This is a genomic window from Thermococcus alcaliphilus, from assembly GCF_024054535.1.
Lineage (GTDB): Archaea > Methanobacteriota_B > Thermococci > Thermococcales > Thermococcaceae > Thermococcus_A > Thermococcus_A alcaliphilus.
Genome location: NZ_JAMXLV010000014.1, coordinates 1 through 15790, shown reverse-complemented (window position 1 = coordinate 15790; position 15790 = coordinate 1). Strand labels below are relative to the sequence as shown.

At 42.4% G+C, this 15790-nt stretch carries 17 protein-coding genes and 1 tRNA gene; 9 read left to right on the top strand and 9 right to left on the bottom strand.

Annotated features, from left to right (window positions below; genetic code table 11):
* Nucleotide 1: 1 nt before the first annotated feature.
* From NF859_RS01270 to NF859_RS01245, 6 genes are read right to left on the bottom strand one after another with little or no spacing between them, the layout of a single operon-like run.
* Complete coding sequence (locus NF859_RS01270; protein ID WP_252742649.1) at nt 2-1015, bottom strand: flippase-like domain-containing protein; 1014 nt, start codon at nt 1013-1015, stop codon at nt 2-4.
* On the bottom strand, nt 1015-2166 hold the full coding sequence (locus NF859_RS01265) for an RsmB/NOP family class I SAM-dependent RNA methyltransferase (protein WP_252742648.1): 1152 nt from the start codon (nt 2164-2166) through the stop codon (nt 1015-1017). The genes NF859_RS01270 and NF859_RS01265 overlap by 1 nt, the downstream gene beginning before the upstream one ends.
* Before the next feature lie 8 nt (nt 2167-2174).
* Nucleotides 2175-2687: a DUF3201 domain-containing protein gene (locus tag NF859_RS01260; RefSeq protein ID WP_252742647.1), complete on the bottom strand. Its 513-nt coding sequence runs from the start codon at nt 2685-2687 to the stop codon at nt 2175-2177.
* A 48-nt stretch (nt 2688-2735) separates the two neighbouring features.
* On the bottom strand, nt 2736-3623 hold the full coding sequence (locus NF859_RS01255) for an LEA/WHy family protein (protein WP_252742709.1): 888 nt from the start codon (nt 3621-3623) through the stop codon (nt 2736-2738).
* Nucleotides 3624-3656: 33 nt separating this feature from the next.
* Nucleotides 3657-6359, bottom strand: coding sequence for a COG1361 S-layer family protein (locus NF859_RS01250; RefSeq protein WP_252742646.1), 2703 nt, complete (start codon nt 6357-6359; stop codon nt 3657-3659).
* Nucleotides 6356-8602: a hydrophobe/amphiphile efflux-3 (HAE3) family transporter gene (locus NF859_RS01245; RefSeq protein WP_252742645.1), complete on the bottom strand. Its 2247-nt coding sequence runs from the start codon at nt 8600-8602 to the stop codon at nt 6356-6358. The genes NF859_RS01250 and NF859_RS01245 overlap by 4 nt, the downstream gene beginning before the upstream one ends.
* A gap of 85 nt (nt 8603-8687) precedes the next feature.
* Here NF859_RS01245 and NF859_RS01240 point away from each other — a divergent pair, with 85 nt between their 5' ends.
* The 9 genes from NF859_RS01240 to NF859_RS01200 all read left to right on the top strand — a co-directional run bounded on the left by NF859_RS01240 (nt 8688) and on the right by NF859_RS01200 (nt 13887).
* Nucleotides 8688-9218 carry a GbsR/MarR family transcriptional regulator gene (locus tag NF859_RS01240; protein ID WP_252742708.1) on the top strand — a complete coding sequence of 177 codons (531 nt, stop codon included), beginning with the start codon at nt 8688-8690 and terminating at the stop codon, nt 9216-9218.
* 33 nt (nt 9219-9251) lie between these two features.
* Nucleotides 9252-9758, top strand: a complete 507-nt coding sequence (locus NF859_RS01235; RefSeq protein WP_252742644.1) for a CDP-2,3-bis-(O-geranylgeranyl)-sn-glycerol synthase — start codon at nt 9252-9254, stop codon at nt 9756-9758.
* A gap of 62 nt (nt 9759-9820) precedes the next feature.
* Nucleotides 9821-10090, top strand: a complete 270-nt coding sequence (locus NF859_RS01230; protein WP_252742643.1) for a ubiquitin-like small modifier protein 1 — start codon at nt 9821-9823, stop codon at nt 10088-10090.
* Nucleotide 10091: 1 nt separating this feature from the next.
* A complete protein-coding gene (locus tag NF859_RS01225; protein ID WP_252742642.1) occupies nt 10092-10790 on the top strand; it encodes a ThiF family adenylyltransferase in 699 nt (232 codons plus the stop codon).
* Nucleotides 10780-11223, top strand: coding sequence for a molybdenum cofactor biosynthesis protein MoaE (locus NF859_RS01220; protein WP_252742641.1), 444 nt, complete (start codon nt 10780-10782; stop codon nt 11221-11223). The genes NF859_RS01225 and NF859_RS01220 overlap by 11 nt, the downstream gene beginning before the upstream one ends.
* Before the next feature lie 93 nt (nt 11224-11316).
* Nucleotides 11317-12285, top strand: a complete 969-nt coding sequence (locus NF859_RS01215; protein ID WP_252742640.1) for an SPASM domain-containing protein — start codon at nt 11317-11319, stop codon at nt 12283-12285.
* Nucleotides 12286-12290: 5 nt separating this feature from the next.
* Nucleotides 12291-12779 (top strand): adenosine-specific kinase, encoded by a 489-nt coding sequence (locus NF859_RS01210; protein ID WP_252742707.1) that lies wholly within the window; start codon nt 12291-12293, stop codon nt 12777-12779.
* Between the two features lie 40 nt (nt 12780-12819).
* Nucleotides 12820-13380 carry an XTP/dITP diphosphatase gene (locus NF859_RS01205; protein WP_252742706.1) on the top strand — a complete coding sequence of 187 codons (561 nt, stop codon included), beginning with the start codon at nt 12820-12822 and terminating at the stop codon, nt 13378-13380.
* A gap of 54 nt (nt 13381-13434) precedes the next feature.
* Nucleotides 13435-13887 (top strand): Lrp/AsnC family transcriptional regulator, encoded by a 453-nt coding sequence (locus tag NF859_RS01200; RefSeq protein ID WP_252742639.1) that lies wholly within the window; start codon nt 13435-13437, stop codon nt 13885-13887.
* A gap of 108 nt (nt 13888-13995) precedes the next feature.
* Here the strand turns inward: NF859_RS01200 and NF859_RS01195 are convergent.
* From NF859_RS01195 to NF859_RS01185, 3 genes are all read right to left on the bottom strand, one after another.
* A tRNA-Trp gene (locus tag NF859_RS01195) sits at nt 13996-14136 on the bottom strand.
* Nucleotides 14137-14245: 109 nt separating this feature from the next.
* Nucleotides 14246-15334: a VIT1/CCC1 transporter family protein gene (locus NF859_RS01190; protein ID WP_252742638.1), complete on the bottom strand. Its 1089-nt coding sequence runs from the start codon at nt 15332-15334 to the stop codon at nt 14246-14248.
* Nucleotides 15335-15386: 52 nt separating this feature from the next.
* Nucleotides 15387-15563 (bottom strand): HTH domain-containing protein, encoded by a 177-nt coding sequence (locus NF859_RS01185; protein ID WP_058947340.1) that lies wholly within the window; start codon nt 15561-15563, stop codon nt 15387-15389.
* Nucleotides 15564-15790: the final 227 nt, after the last annotated feature.

Here is a 15790-nt window from a genome sequence, read left to right as displayed (position 1 = left end):
CTCACGCTCTACCCTTGCTTAGCTTTGCACCAAGATAAACGCTCAATCCTCCCCCAATAATTGTTGGGAGCCAGAAGGATATAAACCTATCTAAGACCGTCGCGGTAACGGCTAAACTCTTATCAATTCTCAAGCTAAGATAGAGGGCAGAGTTAACTGCCTCCGTTATTCCAACCCCACCGGGAAGGATGCTTATCATTCCCAGAGCAATGCCGGCCATTTGAACCATTAGAATCTTTTGAATCTCAAGATGGTACCCAATGCTTTCAAAGACAAAGTAAGTCCTAAGGAGCATGAACACCCAGAGGGCTAGAGAATAGAACAAGGTCTTACCCAGCACAACCGGGTCTTTGGAAAGCTCCAGAAAAGTCTTTCTAAAGTCCATTATGGATTTTTTGAGCTTTTCTTCGAGTGTCTCTTCTATTCCTGCAAACTTTTCTGGAAATACACGCTTTATAAGCCCCGCTATCTTATTAAGCACCTTAAAGGCCAAGCTCTCATTCAAAGAAATCAAGAGGCTTACAACCACTATCAAAAGAAGCACTACCGTTGATATGGAAAGGACGGATAACAGGAGCTTTACCTTTAATGAGAGAGCGTACTTAAACGCAAGAAGGGTAAAAATGAGGACTGGAATAACATCCAAAATCCTATCGGCCATTATAGTTGCAAAAACTTGGCCATAACCGCTATTGGACTTTTTGGTTATCACGTACATTCTAGCTGGCTCTCCTCCCGCCCTAGCTCCTGGGGTTAGGTTGTTCGCAAATATCCCAACCATAGTGGCAATGATAATATCCCTCACCCGAACCCTCACTTCGGCTCTTTTTAGAAATATTCTCCACCTAAAAGCCCATGCAAGGGTTGCAAGAATTTGCATAAGCAATGCCAAGAGAAAATATTCAAGCTTAGCCTCCATCACAAGCTTCAACGTCTCCTCTACCCCTGCCCACCATATAAGTGCTATTATAACTCCAATTCCAACAAAGACCATGAGGGAGTTCCTTTTTTTCATCAGCTCACCTTCCTTAGCTTTGCAATGAAGAAGCCTTGAGTGAGGTGCTTATGAGGGTAAAAGCGTTGTACCTCCTTTATCCCCAATCCAGGTGAGCCTATAAAAATTTTCTGCTCCTCAAGCCTTAGCCCCTTCTTTAGCATATACTGCACATTCCCCTCATTTTCCTCGTAGCTTAAGGTGCATGTAGAATAAACAAGTATCCCCCCTTTTCTAAGGCTCTTTATTGCAGCGTTTATGAAATGTCTCTGGTATCTTGCCGTCGCTTCAATGTCCTTCGGTGTTCTCGTCTCCCAGAGCTTTGGTCTTACTCCTAAAGCCGTGCACGGAGCATCCAAGAGGATTTTATCGGCCTTAATCCCAAGATCTGGCAGATTCCTTGAGTCCATTTGAACAAGCTTAACGTTTTTCACCCCAAGTCTCTTAAGCTCTTTCTCCATTTTGGCAAGTCTGTTTTTAGATTTATCTATTGCTATTATCTCCCCCCTGTTTTCAAGGAGCTGTGCTATGTGAGAAGTTTTTCCCCCCGGAGCAGCTGCCATATCAATTATAAGGTCTTCTTCCTGTGGTTCCAGAATATGGGCAACAACCATAGAAGGGAGACTTTGGGCATAAAAGTAGCCTTTTTCATAGGCTTTTAATTCATTCAGACTCGGTAGTTTGAATTTGGGGAGAGTTACTTCAACAGCTATTCCCCTCGTGGCAACAACCATTTCCTTGGCGCTCATCCTTGCAATGCCTATGCCCACGAGAAGTCCTTTAGGATCCATTATCTGAACTTCATCTCCCTCCTTTATCCCTTTATCGGCCTTTAATACGCCTGGAGCATAGAGTTGAGCACCTTGGTAAACACTCTCTGCTGCAAATTTATTTGCAACGACCTTCGGCAACTTAGGTTCATAATCGTCAGAAAAATTCGGCCCTTCCCTTTCAAAATAGATGCCCTCTTCGAGATAGGGACTTCTTTTTGGTTTTAACCCTTCCTTTCTAAGCTCTTCCATGAGCTTCTGCCTGCTTATCTTAAGTGTGTTGACCCTTATGTAGTACTTCTCTACCGGCTCCCTCAGCTTTTTCATTATCTCCTCCGCTTCACTTCCAAAAAGGTTGTAATAGTACATTTGGAGCTCTTCTGGAAAAGCTTCCCTGTACATGAGATCACCTAAATCTCAAGGACTTTATACTTCTTTGCCAGTTCTATAAATTCGAAGAGCTTGTTTTCAATATCTTGGCTATCTTCAGCCTCAACTTCAAACTGAAAAACCTGTTCTTGACTTCTTTCTATATCCGTGTAAACTTCATCAGGGTTTCTGGGGGAGTGGTGATTGTAAATATCTTCCAAAAAGTTCTCCGTTCCGTAAATATAGCTTTTTGGGAATTTTTTGAGAAACTCGACGACAAATTCTTTGGTTATTTTTTCCTTAGGAATCGCAAACACGAAGTAAAAGCTTTGAATTGTTGCTCCTACCTCCCCCTGAGGCTTTATCTCAAAAGCAGGGTGAGGATAGAGCATCTCTCTCCATTCGCCCTCAAGGAAAATATACGCATTGAAAACTTCCTCCACCGGTTCGACTTTAAAGCCAAAGGGCTTAAGCTTTTCTCTCAGCACCTCGTTTAACTCAAAAATCTCACCCCAGATTTTGTTTAGATGATTGTGAATTTCAATCATTTTCATAATTCTCACCTCCAATGAAAAATAGAAGGGAAAATTTAAAGGTTTAGGTCAGCTAAAAGCCAGATTCAATTGTTCGATTACGTTTGTCTCAACTCTCTTCTTGATTTCTGGAAGCGGCATCTCTATTTCTTGATTGAGCACCTTCACAGTTAGAGTGAGCTTTAAGGTTACTTCGCTCCTCTCTCCTCTCTTTATGTGCTCTGCAATTACCTTTGGAAGGATGTTTGTATCAACTACTGTTCTTATTTTTGCCGTGCCTCTGCCGTTTGCTGGGATTATGACTTTCTCAAGGAGCTCTCCCTGTGCTACTTGGTACCCATTGGCATCTATGTAGTATTTGACCCCAAAAAGTGGCAGAGGGAAGGGATTGGGATTGTAAAGCTTTACATCGCTTAAAATCTCAATTCCATTTTCATCAATTTTTCCCCATTTAGAAGGCATTCCCTCGACTGCGGGAGTCTTGATTAAGTCCCCAGAGCTCTCTATCGTTATGTTGCTGACATAAGCCAACAAGTCAGTCTTGAGTGGCTGTGAAAAACTTCCCCTTATAATTGGGATGCCAAATAATGAGCCACTCACCCTTATCTCGATATCACTCTGCTCCCCGTTTCTTATGTGCTCCTTTAGGGCTTCAACGATCTCTCTGTTTTTGAGTACAAGCACCCCTCTTGCACTGTCCTTTAAGAATCCAATTTTTAGGTCTTTCAGCGTGCCCACCTTTATTCCTGCCCAGTACAAATCTGCTTCCTTAATATTTGCCGAAATTGGGAGAGATTTCCCAAAATATACTGTTACGTCAAGTTCGATAGTGTTCTCGTCAACGTATCCCCACTCGGCTCTTATTTGGGGGGTTAGAGTAATTAGCGTATAACCTAAGTAAGCTACCCAAAGAAACACGATGAGTCCTATCACTCCAAGTATCTTGCCTATGCCCATAGCTCTCACCTAAAAATTGAAAGAATTGAAAGCTTAAAAGGGTTTGCCACCTTTTTTCCCTCTCCAATACGTCCATAAGATTACTACTAAAGCTAGAATCCCAACAAACACCCCAACGGTTCTCAGGTTCCTTCTTGTCTTTGTATTTTCTTTAACGGGAATCGTAATTGATTCCTCAAAGACGTACACGTTGTCATCTCCGCTCTCCTTATCACCAACCGCCCTGATCCTTACCTGAATCGTGTAGTCCTTGGGAATGGCATTGTTTGCTATGCTCAATTCCAAAACGCCTTCCCCTTCTTTACCTGGGTCAAGAGTTCCAATGTAATCAGACCTTTTTGATAGCGTAAAGGGCTGATCAGCTTTTACAACGCCTTCTATTATCACATTTTCAGCCTGTTCTCCGCCGATGTTCTTGACCCTTATGTACACAAGCACCTCTTCACCCTGCATGGGTGTTTTGTCAAAGCTGACCTTCTCAACAGTTATTTTTGGTTTTTCATTCACTATTACTGGTATCTTGATTATATCCTCCCTAGCATTGCCTGATGAGTCTTTGTATTCTATCTTTACTGGAATCTCGTACGTTCCTCCTTTTGCTTCCCCTTTAACGTTTACTTTGAAGCTAGCTTTTGCTGAGTCTCCTTGTCTTAGAGTACCTATATTTATTATCTGCTCGCTCGTCTCACTTAACTCAAATGGATCCTCGGGCATTGGTTTTAGAATTACATAACGAGCACTTCCACTGCCTATGTTTTCCACTTCAAAGTTTATCTCTACGTTGTTCGTTCCAGCCAAAACCCTGCTAGGAGACGTTGAGACCTTTGAAATTATTATGTGCTCCCTGCCGAGAATTGGTATGCCAATTAACCTGTCATCCGTTAGCTTTTCATCATTTGGTGTGCTAAGATATTCCAGCGAAACCTTTAGGGGATAAATACCGTTTTCGAGCCTTTCATTTGCTTTTAAGTGAAACTCCAGAATCTTCTCTTCTCCCGGAGCTAACTCGGGCAAGTATTTTATGTTATCCTCTCCAATGGGCAGGAAAGCATTTATGTTCTCCCTAGCGAGCTGCTCCATTATTTGGTTTATGGCAACTTGAAGGTTTTCGCTCATGCTCTGGCTTCCCTGTATTGGGAGGTTCTGAAGGGAAGAGAGATCGACTTTCGTAACCTCTCCAGGCACACTCACTTCACTCGGCTCTATTCTGAAGGAAAAGGCCCTTGCCCTCTCTTCACCTACGTTTTTCACCTTTACCTTAAGCACAAACTCATCCCCAGGCTCTATTGCTTTTGGATCCATTTCAACACTCTCAATCTCAATAAAGGCCTGATTTCTTCTCACAACCTGGATTGAAAAGTCAAAGGTCTGCTCTCTTTGATCTTTTGAATCACCGCTGTAGTATGAAACCTTCAGCCTCATCGGATAGCTTCCAGTAGAGGCGTCTTCACTTACGTGCAGTCTGAACTTATACTCCATGACCTTGTTGGTATTTATTACGTAGGTAAAGTGCTGTTTTGTTGTGTTATCGATTAATATCGCTCCATTCTGGAATTCTAATGAAGGAGAGAGATCAACAAGCACTTCTTTTGCCGGCTCGAAACCAAGGTTTCTAAGACCAATGGTTACCTCAAAATCCTCCCCCGGGTGAACTACTTCAGGTTTTTCAATGTTCTCTATCTCAAAAGTTGCTTCCCCCTCCCGAATTACAGTTATGGAGAAATAATCAAAGCCTTGCAGCATTTGCAAATTCTCTCCTCTCTGCACGTGATATGCAAGTGAAATGTAGAGGGGATAAATACCTGGATCAATGTTTTCATTTACCTTGAACTTGAATTCAACGACTTTCTCCTCTTTTCCGTCCAGATATTCTATGTACTTCACTGCGCTATCTACCGGCAAAAGAACACTCTGCACAACTCCGCTCTGGGATGCAACTTGAGCTATTACCTCACCCGTCCCTCCACCGGAAGGAGCAAATGAAACAGGGGTTGGGGACACAACTACCGTAATAAACCTTGCTTTTAAAGCTCCCTCGTTCTTTATATGAACTTTGACAGTAATTTCATCGCCCGGCCTAACTTTCTTCGGAGTTTCAGCCCATGCCGTAAGGTATGCTGGTATCATTGAAGCTTTCCATTCAGAAGGGCCGCTTATGCTTATTCTTGCACCATTTGGATAAATCTGAAGGGCTGTAATAGCTACTTTCTCTCCATCAACCTCAACTTCTATGGTCTCGTTTTCGCCTATGAGGCTTATATTGGGATAAGTGACAGTCATGAGAAGGTCTTCTTTTGAGATACCCAGTTCGGGATGCTCTTCAATGGTTTTGAACACCGCATCCACAATCTCCTCTTGGGATGCACTGTTAAGCCACAGATAGAATTGGGCGAGCTCTACGGGATTTGTTGTGTTGTAGCCGAGAGTTTCTGCCATTGCGTAGAGGAATGTGGTGTTTGTGAGAAGCTCCTGTATTTTTTCTGGATTGGGAACTTTAAGCGAGGTATAGTTCATGTTAAGTACCTTGTTGTCCTTTATGATGAGTATCATGGCCTTGTACTCGTTCTCTACGTAATCCTTCTGGACATCCTGGAGAACAACTACAAGTGGACCCACAAGTATTGAGTCGCCTTTGTTGAGATAACCCTCAAAGAGAAGCTCTTCCTCAGCCATAACAAGATTAAAACCACCCATGATAATCAGCACTCCCAGTATAAGTCCGAGGTATTTTCTCATTTTTCCTCACCTCTTATCCTTTTTCCATAAAACAGCTGGAGCAAAGCAGGTGTTACCGTGAAAGCGGCAAACATTGAAGCGAAGATTCCAACCGCTAGGGTTTTTCCAAAGTCGTGTATTGCGGTGAGTTCTCCACTAAGCAAAGCTAAAAATCCTCCAGCCGTAGTTAAAGCCCCAACCAAGATCCCGGGACCAACTCCTTCAACTGCAGAGATTATGGGATACGGATTGCCCTCCCTAAGTTCTTCCAAAAACCTGTGGGTAAGGTGCATTCCGTAGTCAACTCCAAGACCAACTATCATCGAGATAACACCAGCTAAAGTTTGAGTGAAAGGTATGCCCGCGAGCCCCATGTAGCCAACGGTCCAAAGGGCACCAAGGAACATGGGTAGTATCATTGCAATCGAAACTAGCGGCCTTCTGAAGAGCAGTATAACTACCAGCACAACAAGAATGCTACCATAGGTGGATATCTTGCCGAGCTCTTGATTTGTAAGACCATCTAAAACGTAGTTTAGATACAAATCTCCAGCGGGTCTTATCTCAACTCCCGGAGGAAAGTCTGCACTTTTTGCCTGCTCTTCAAAATAGTGCATAATAGCCCTAAAGTCATCTGGCCTAACCCCGCCGAAGTTACCTCTTACCTGGATTAGAGTCATCGAGTAGTCTTCATTTATGGGAGCTCCTCCCTCTTTTATAGCTTCTTTTATTTTTTCCTTGTCTTCGGGAATGTAGCCGTATTTTCTGACAACTACATTCGCTATGCTGTTGGTCTCAAAGACATTGTTGTAATGAGAGTCGGCAAGTATCTCCTGCTCAAAGCGGTATATGTCCCTCACTATTGTTGGATCCCTTACGTCCTCTGCCTTCACTATTAAATCCAGCTCGTCTTGACCACCGAATTCATATCTAACATCTTTCATAGCCTCAATTTCTGGTATGCCTTCGGGAATCATTTTCTCAAGTCTAACCTCCGTTGTTACCTGAGTTAAACCATAAAGAAACACAAGGGTCATCAGAGACACAATAAGCAGAGTTGTTTTTGGATGTCCCTTAATGATCCTGCCAAGGGTGTTAAAGGACTTAGCAATAAAACCTGAATGAGCTCTTATCTCAGGAACTTCGTGTTTTCCTTTGATTTTCCTCATAATATCCTCGTAGAGGATTATAAGTGAAGGGGTTATTACAACAGCGTTTATCGCTGCTAAGCTGAGTCCCATTATCAAGACAAAACTCAATCTGCGGAGAGAAGGCAAAACGGAAAGACTCAATGCAGAAAATCCAGCTATGGTTGTCAGAGCTGCCCCCAACAAGGCCTTTCCAGTCTCTGCCACAGCTTCTTCTGCAGCCTCTTCAATACCTCTGCCCTTTTTCCTTTCCTCAAAATAACGATTTGTTACGTGAACACCGTAGTCAATACCCATTCCAACTATCATTGCCCCAACTACGGTAGTTACCATGTCTATTGGAATCCCAAGCAGCCCCATAAAACCGAGAGTCATCGTTACGCCAAATACCAGAGGTATAAGGGGAAGCATTGCCCTAAAAACGGATTTGTAAAAGTAGATCAACAGAAACGCCACGAAGAGGAAGGCAATGGCCATTGTTCTATTTAGATCACCTTGAAGCATTGCCAGAATCCTATATGTGATTCCAATTGTTCCGGTTTGAATAACCTCCACATTTTTTGGGAAGCGTACCTCGTTTATATCTCTCTCAATGTCCTCATAAACTCTCTGCACCGCTTGGGAGCCAGAGCCTGCCGTAAGAGTAGCTACTATAATGGTCGTTCTATAATCGGAGCTTATCAACCCCTGCAGGGCTTCTGGGGGGAGAGTATTCAAAACAAATCTAACTTCTTCTTCGTTTTCAGGCAATCTGCCAAGAATTTGAATAAAAATATCAGCAATGCTTGTTGTGTCTGTTACATATTCATGCTCCCTTAAACGCTCCTCGAGTTCGTAGATTGACTTTATCACCTCGGGGTCTCTAATGTCATAGACACCGCCCTCTTCAATAGAGGCCACCTTGACAATTATAAGAGCAGAATCTCCACTTTGAAATTCATTTTGGAGTATCAAATAATCCCTCACTGCCGGCAAATCTTGGGGAAGCTGTTTAGTAAGGTCGCTTTCGAATTCCAACAGCTGTACTCCGTATACAGAGAGAATTAGCAAGAATAGGGCTATCAATGAAAATGCCACCCTGTATTTTACTATTACCCTCGCGAGCTTCTTGAGCATTCTCTCACCTCTGAACTTTCGGAACTTTCCGAAAGATTTATAGCCTTCAAATCTTAAAAACCTTGTGGAGATAGGAGGTGTAGGTATGGGGGTTGAGGAAGCTAAAAGGATCATGATGGAGCACTTCGCAAATACCGCAAGAAGATTTGGGTTAAGTGAGCTCTATGGATACATATACGGAGTTCTCTTCTTTGAAGACGAACCGTTAAGCCTAGGAGAAATTGCTGAGAGGACTGGATACTCACTTTCTCACGTGAGCACCGCACTGAAGCTCCTAGAAAATATTGGACTTGTAAAAAGGATCAAAAAGCCAGGAGATAAAAAGGCATATTACACAGCAATAAAGAATATTCGAGAGTGGAGAAAAGAGGCATACTATAAAAAAATAGAGGAAGACGTCAAGCAAACCAGAGAAAACCTTTTGAAGGCTTTGAAGGAAGTGGAAAACGATAAAAGCGAAGAAGCAGAGAAAATAAGGCAGAGAATAGAATTTGCTCTTCAGAGAAATGCCATTGCAGAAAAGATCATAAACATCTTCCTGAAAAATGAGGATGAGCAAGTTCTGAAAGCCCTTTTAGAGTGTCTCGAAGAAAAGCTAAATAGTGAAAACCCTTAAAAACAAGCCCAAGTTAATTAGGGCGGTGGTTAAATGAATGAACTGCTCGAAGCTTTGTGGTACATTCTCCCAGCGTATTTTGCAAATGCCTCCCCAGTGATCTTCAAAGGCAAAACACCAATGGACTTTGGAAAGAGTTTTGTCGATGGAAAGAGAATTCTTGGTGATGGGAAAACCTGGAGGGGCTTTTTCGGAGGACTTTTTACGGGAGTTTTAATAGGGATTATTCAATATCAAATCAAGCCCGATTTTTATGGCTCGTTTTCGATTGCCTTAAAACTTGCTTTTGCGCTCTCCTTTGGAGCTCTTCTCGGAGACCTGATCGGGAGCTTTGTTAAGAGAAGAATAGGTATGGAAAGAGGTTATCCGGCAGTTGGTCTCGACCAATGGGGCTTTTTAGTTTCTGCACTAGTTTTAGCTTATCCAATAAAGACTCTCACGACTGGACAGGTATTATTTCTTCTCCTTGTAACTCCGTTCATCCATTGGGGAGCCAATGTTTTGGCGTATAAGCTAAAGTGGAAAAGCGTTCCTTGGTAATCACTTTTATTTTATGACAAACCTTTTATAAAACACACCCAGTAATTTTAGATGGTGAGAAGATGAAGGTGAAAGTGAGGTATTTTGCCCGCTTTAGGGAGCTAGCTGGAACAGGAGAGGAGGAAATTGATCTTCCAGAGGGAAGTAAGATAAGAGACCTTGTTGAGAAGATAAAAGAACTCCATCCTGAGTTTAAGGAGGAAATTTTTGGTGAAGACTACGATGATAGCGCAGATGTGAACATCTCAAGGAACGGCAGATACGCTTCTTTCGATGAGGAATTAAAAGATGGTGACATTGTAGCTTTATTCCCGCCCACGAGTGGTGGATGATATGCTGACGGAGAAGGAGCTGGAAAGATACGACAGACAGATTAGGATTTTCGGGGTTGAAGGGCAAGAGAAGCTCAAGAAAAGCAAAGTGGCCGTTGTAGGTGTAGGAGGACTTGGAAGCCCCGTCGCTTATTATTTGGCAGCTGCGGGAGTAAACCTCTTGCTCATAGATGAACAACTCCCAGAACTGAGCAATTTAAACAGGCAGATTCTTCACTGGGAAGAGGACTTGGAAAAGAACCCGAAGCCAATATCAGCTAAATGGAAGCTTGAGCGCTTTAACTCGGATATAAAGATAGAAACCTTTGTTGGAAAGCTAACGAGGGAGAACATAGAAGAGGTTCTTAGAGACGTTGATGTTATTGTTGATTGCCTAGACAACTTCGAGACGAGGTACCTTCTGGATGAGTTTGCCCATAAAAGGGAAATTCCCCTTGTTCACGGAGCCGTTGAGAGCCTTTACGGGCAGGTAACCACTATCATTCCCGGAAAGACAAAGAGTCTTAAAGAAATCTTCCCAGTGCCACCAAAGAAGAAAGAAAAGTTCCCGATTTTGGGGGCAACAGCGGGAGTTATAGGAACCATACAAGCGGCAGAGGTTATAAAGCTGTTGACTGGCAAAGGAGAAGTCTTGGCAAACAAACTACTCATTGTTGATCTAATGCACAATTCCTTTGAGGTGATCGAGCTTGAAGATTAGACTCTTTAAAAAACCCGAGGATTTTGACATTGCCGAAGCCGTTGGGCTTGTTTCGTCTCCAAAAAGTGGAGGAATCGCGATATTTCTCGGAAAAGTTAGAAACGAGAGCCACGGCAGGAGAGTTAAAAAGCTCATTTATGAGGCCTATGAAGAAATGGCGATAGAAGAGATGAAGAGAATTCGAGAGGAGGCCCTGAAAAAATTCCCAATATTAGATATGGTTATATGGCACCGTTATGGCGAGCTTGAAGTGGGAGAGAACACAATTCTCATAGTAGCTGCTGGGAAGCACAGAAAAGAAGCTTTTGAGGCCTGTATTTGGGCTGTAGATGAAGTAAAAAAGAGGGTTCCAATATGGAAGAAAGAAGTGACCGATGAAGGTGTGTTTTGGATTGAAGGAGAAAAAGCAATACCCGACAAAAAGGTACATTAAAGCTCCTTTTTAACTATTATTAATCATAATTTAAAAACAACAATAAATAGTAAAATTAATAAAGCTTCTCATTGTGTAGTTAGCGGTGATTAAATGGAGATAAGTGGTAACGATGTTTTGAGCCTTAGTAAAAGCTCCATCGTTACCTTAGCAAAACCACCATGGGTGGAAAGAGAACACAATGGAAAGCTCGAAAGACTTATACTGCAACTCGGCTCAGGAAAAGGGGAGTTTTCGGAAGTGGAAGGAATACCACGATCAATAGGATGCATTGGCAACAATAAGTTCATTCTTCGAGATGCTCCCCTAGAGCTTGAGCGGATAAAAGAGGTAATAAGGGAGTTCTCAACGATTTCTGGCAAAGACCTTTACCTGACAAATTATGACGACTTATCTCTTCTGGAAGAGCTTTCTCGCTTTTCTGCAACGCTTCCAATTGAGAATGTCTATCCCGTTGTTAGACTTGAAGACTTCGAGAAGATATCCTTCCCAACAAATGTTAAGCCTATTGTAGAAGCTAGATATTCTCACAAAAATATAAAAAGGCTTCAAAGCATAGAGGGAGCGTATGCTGTACTTCTCATGATTAAAGGAGACGAAATTGGAAATATTGCAGATTTTTCGTTTCCTGGTGAGGTATACCTTGATGTACTTTTTCCGGGCTCACTGAGAAAAGTTGATTTCGATTTAATGGATGCTAAGAGGACATTCAAAGCTCATAATGAATTCCATCCGTGTTTGAGCGGCACTCTGGCTATAACCGCGGAAGGATTCGCTCTTCCCTGCCCTCTTTTGCGGAATTTTGTAGTAGGGAGCGTAAAAGAACTAAGCCTAAAGCAGATACTCAGGAAACGCAGATTGAAAAGATTCTGGAAACTGAGAAAGGAAGACATAGAAAGCTGCAAACTCTGTCCATTTAGCTCCACATGCCATGATTGCAGAGCACTGGAATACTATGCCTCCGGAGATATAACGGGGTTGGAATACTGCCCACTGGACTACCCCCTAGGATATAATGTCCAAAAAAGTTTTATGTATGAAAAATTAAGTAGTAGATGGTGATGGAAATGGTCAAAATAGAGGTTGTAGAGGTAGAAAAACCAGAGGGGGTAGAATGCATCATCGGTCAGGGGAACTTCTCAATCTTCACCGTTGACGACTTAGCTAGGGCTCTTCTCACAGCGGTTCCCGGAATAAAGTTTGGGGTTGCTATGAACGAGGCGAAGCCACAACTAACAAGGTACACCGGGAACGATAGAGAACTCGAAGAATTGGCCGCAAAAAATGCTTTAAAGATTGGAGCAGGTCATGTTTTTGTAATCCTTATGAAAAACGCCTTCCCAATAAACGTGCTTAACACCATAAAAAACCACCCGGCAGTGGCTATGGTCTACGGTGCGAGTGAAAACCCCATGCAGGTTATAGTGGCCGAAACAGAACTTGGACGCTCTGTTCTCGGAATAGTAGATGGAAAAGCCGCAACTAGAATTGAGACCAACGAACAGAAGAAAGAGAGAAGGGAACTTGTCGAAAAAATTGGCTATACTATAGATTAGCTTTTTAATACTTCACCTCTTTTTTCTTTAGGTGAAAACAATGCGACTAGTGTTTGTAACATCCAATAAGGGAAAAGTCGAAGAGGTTAGAAAATACCTTTCCCCTCTGGGTGTAGAGGTTGTGCAGAAGAGTATAAAATATCCTGAGATACAGGCAAACACCCTAGAAGATGTTGTCGCTTTTGGAGTAGAGTGGTTAAAAGAACACATAACCGAACCGTTCTTCATAGATGACTCCGGTCTTTTTATTGAGAGTTTAAAGGGATTTCCAGGAGTTTACTCAGCTTACGTTTACAAAACCCTGGGAAACGAAGGAATTCTCAAGCTCATGGAGGGAATTAAAGACAGAAGAGCATACTTCAAAAGCGTGATAGGGTATTACGATGGGGAGCTTCACATATTTACGGGAGTTGTGCACGGAAAAATAATTAACGAGAAACGCGGCAGTAAGGGATTTGGGTTCGACCCAATATTCATGCCGGAAGGCTATGACAAGACGTTTGCCGAGATGGAAATAGAAGAAAAAAACAAAATCTCTCACAGAGGACTAGCCCTAAGGGAGTTTACACGATGGCTAAAAGAAAATCTTAAAAAGGATTGAATGACAATAAAAACTGACATTTTATTGAAAATTTGACAATTATGGGGGATTTGTATGGGTGAAGTACTAGATACAATTGATTTAAAACTGTTAAAAGAGCTTAAGGAGAATTCGAGGGAGAACATAGCTAGCTTAAGCAAAAAGCTGGGCATCCCAAGGACAACTGTTCACTACAGGATAAAAAAGCTCGTAAGCGAGGGCATCATAGAGAAGTTCACTATCAAACCCAATTACAAGAAGCTCAATCTAGGAACTACAGCATTCATCCTTGCCAGGTATGAACCCGATTCAGGACTAACGCAAAGGGAAGTTGCCAAAAGGATCGCCCAAATTGAAGAAGTTTATGAAGTTCACATAATCGCTGGAGAATGGGATCTCCTGATAAAGGTTAGGGCCCCTTCGGCTGAAGACATTGGAAAAGTTGTGATTGATAAGCTTAGAGAAATAAAGGGCGTTGGACAAACCGTAACTATGGTCTCCTTCGTTACCGTGAAAGAAGAACCCTAAAGCAGGCGATGATTGCCGTTCTCCTTTCTGATTTTTATGATGAAGTAGCAAGAAATGAGCCTGCAAAATCGTTTTTTATTTTTAAACGCTAATTCTACCAGAACAAATTGGTGGGGGCGCGGGGATTTGAACCCCGGTCCGCGGGTTTCTCCGGGTCAGAGCTCCAAAGGCTCATCCCCAAATCAGCAAACCCGCTCGTCTTCACACCTCTGGAGCCCGCGATGATGGACCAGGCTACACCACGCCCCCGTCAATAACACTAAATCCTTCCCTAATTTATAAAGTTTGCGATGCTACCAAAAGAAGCCTGAGAGCCCAACTAGGAGAAAAATAAGAAGAAATACCAGAAAACTCACGCTCAAAGTGCCGAAATGTGGAAAAGGCTTTCCATTAACCTTCCAAAAAGGTAGCTCAGGAAAGCTGCCCCCAATCCAGTGGAGACCATTTCAAATACTTTCTTCCTTATTGAAATTCCCGAAAGTATGGAGATTACGCTGGCAACCATGGCCAAAGCAGTTCCAGCCAAGAGGATTGAGAAAGGTAGAGCCAATAACGAGGAAGAGGCAACAAAATACGGTAATACTGGAAAAGCCACCCCAGTTAAGTAAGCCAGACCAGTATAGAGGGCCGAACGGAGTTCATTTTCATTGCTTTCTTGCACAAGAAGATTTATCATTGCGTTTTCATTGGAAGAGAGCTTTTCCGCAACTTCTTTAGCAACCTCCTCTGGCATACCGCTCTCCAAAAGCCTCTCTATAAGCTCTTCCTTTGCTCTCTTCGGAGAAACTTTGAAAAGCACTTCCATTCTCTGTTTTACACTCTCATTCACCTGCCTCTGAGACCTGACGGATATAAACGCCCCTATCCCCATTGAAAGTGCTCCCGCGACTCCAACTATCAAGCCGCTAATCCCTACTATTTTCGGATTGTGGATGTAAACTGCCGAAAGTCCCGTAACTGCCCCCAAAAGCTCTACGAGACCATCGTTCATTCCAAGGACAAAATCCCTTATGTTTTCTACATGAAAGCGCTTCTTGCTCTCATAGAAAAAGCGCTCATGCTCAAGTTCATCTAAGATTATTTTAGAAATTGCCTCCCTCTCTTCATCGCTAAGCTTGTATTTTGTCAGAAAGCTGAAATACTTTTGAATAGCCGAGTTTTCTCCCATCTCAAGCAGGGAAACAACAGTTCCAGGACCTAAAAGCTTTCTAAGCAGTTTTACAGAAAAGAAACTGAGCCTGCCTATTTTTATTTTCTCAGGTTTTTTGCCCCTTTTGGCCAAAAAGTCGTGCCAGAATTTTGCGTGATTTGATTCCATGTGAGATAACCTTAAAAATTCTTCTTTCAGCTTTGGATCTTTTTCCCCTCTACTCAAAGAAGCATAGAGAACTGAATCTTTGTATTCGTCCTCGTAAAATTGACTCGCCAGCTTGAGCATTTCCTCCATTTTCACCCACCAAAAATGTAAAAGTTTTAGGGGTTAATAAAATAAGCGGAAATCACTCAGCAGGAGCGTAGTAACATCTCTTCGGAGAAATTATCTTCCCTTCCTTTTTGAGCTTTTTAATGACTTTATCTACTTCTTTCTTGTCAATTCCGGCTAATTCTGCTATTTCAGCGCTCTTTAAAGGTCTTCCTGCTTCTTTTAAAACTTTGAAAACTAACTCCTCACTCATGGCTATCACCTCAAGTTCGGTATTGAATACTAATGAGTTCGAATCTTATAAAGTTAATGTAATATCATTATCATTACAATCTCTAAGATACTGTCAGGATAAGCAGTGAGGCGTCAGGTTTAAATCCCAGACACTACCACAGAAAAAGAAAGGGGGGAAACATGCAAGCTGAAACCATTATTCACTGGATGGTTTCAGCCTTAAAACCTTTTCGCCGAAACAAAATC

Bases quoted from the DNA above. Each gene is read 5' to 3' on its own strand.
- NF859_RS01255 (WP_252742709.1), bottom strand. From the start codon at position 3,623: ATGGGCATAGGCAAGATACTTGGAGTGATAGGACTCATCGTGTTTCTT.
- NF859_RS01270 (WP_252742649.1), bottom strand. From the start codon at position 1,015: ATGAAAAAAAGGAACTCCCTCATGGTCTTTGTTGGAATTGGAGTTATA.
- NF859_RS01230 (WP_252742643.1), top strand. From the start codon at position 9,821: ATGAAGGTGAAAGTGAGGTATTTTGCCCGCTTTAGGGAGCTAGCTGGA.
- NF859_RS01250 (WP_252742646.1), bottom strand. From the start codon at position 6,359: ATGAGAAAATACCTCGGACTTATACTGGGAGTGCTGATTATCATGGGT.
- NF859_RS01240 (WP_252742708.1), top strand. From the start codon at position 8,688: ATGGGGGTTGAGGAAGCTAAAAGGATCATGATGGAGCACTTCGCAAAT.
- NF859_RS01225 (WP_252742642.1), top strand. From the start codon at position 10,092: ATGCTGACGGAGAAGGAGCTGGAAAGATACGACAGACAGATTAGGATT.
- NF859_RS01215 (WP_252742640.1), top strand. From the start codon at position 11,317: ATGGAGATAAGTGGTAACGATGTTTTGAGCCTTAGTAAAAGCTCCATC.
- NF859_RS01235 (WP_252742644.1), top strand. From the start codon at position 9,252: ATGAATGAACTGCTCGAAGCTTTGTGGTACATTCTCCCAGCGTATTTT.
- NF859_RS01200 (WP_252742639.1), top strand. From the start codon at position 13,435: ATGGGTGAAGTACTAGATACAATTGATTTAAAACTGTTAAAAGAGCTT.
- NF859_RS01205 (WP_252742706.1), top strand. From the start codon at position 12,820: ATGCGACTAGTGTTTGTAACATCCAATAAGGGAAAAGTCGAAGAGGTT.
- NF859_RS01210 (WP_252742707.1), top strand. From the start codon at position 12,291: ATGGTCAAAATAGAGGTTGTAGAGGTAGAAAAACCAGAGGGGGTAGAA.
- NF859_RS01265 (WP_252742648.1), bottom strand. From the start codon at position 2,166: ATGTACAGGGAAGCTTTTCCAGAAGAGCTCCAAATGTACTATTACAAC.
- NF859_RS01260 (WP_252742647.1), bottom strand. From the start codon at position 2,687: ATGAAAATGATTGAAATTCACAATCATCTAAACAAAATCTGGGGTGAG.
- NF859_RS01245 (WP_252742645.1), bottom strand. From the start codon at position 8,602: ATGCTCAAGAAGCTCGCGAGGGTAATAGTAAAATACAGGGTGGCATTT.
- NF859_RS01185 (WP_058947340.1), bottom strand. From the start codon at position 15,563: ATGAGTGAGGAGTTAGTTTTCAAAGTTTTAAAAGAAGCAGGAAGACCT.
- NF859_RS01190 (WP_252742638.1), bottom strand. From the start codon at position 15,334: ATGGAGGAAATGCTCAAGCTGGCGAGTCAATTTTACGAGGACGAATAC.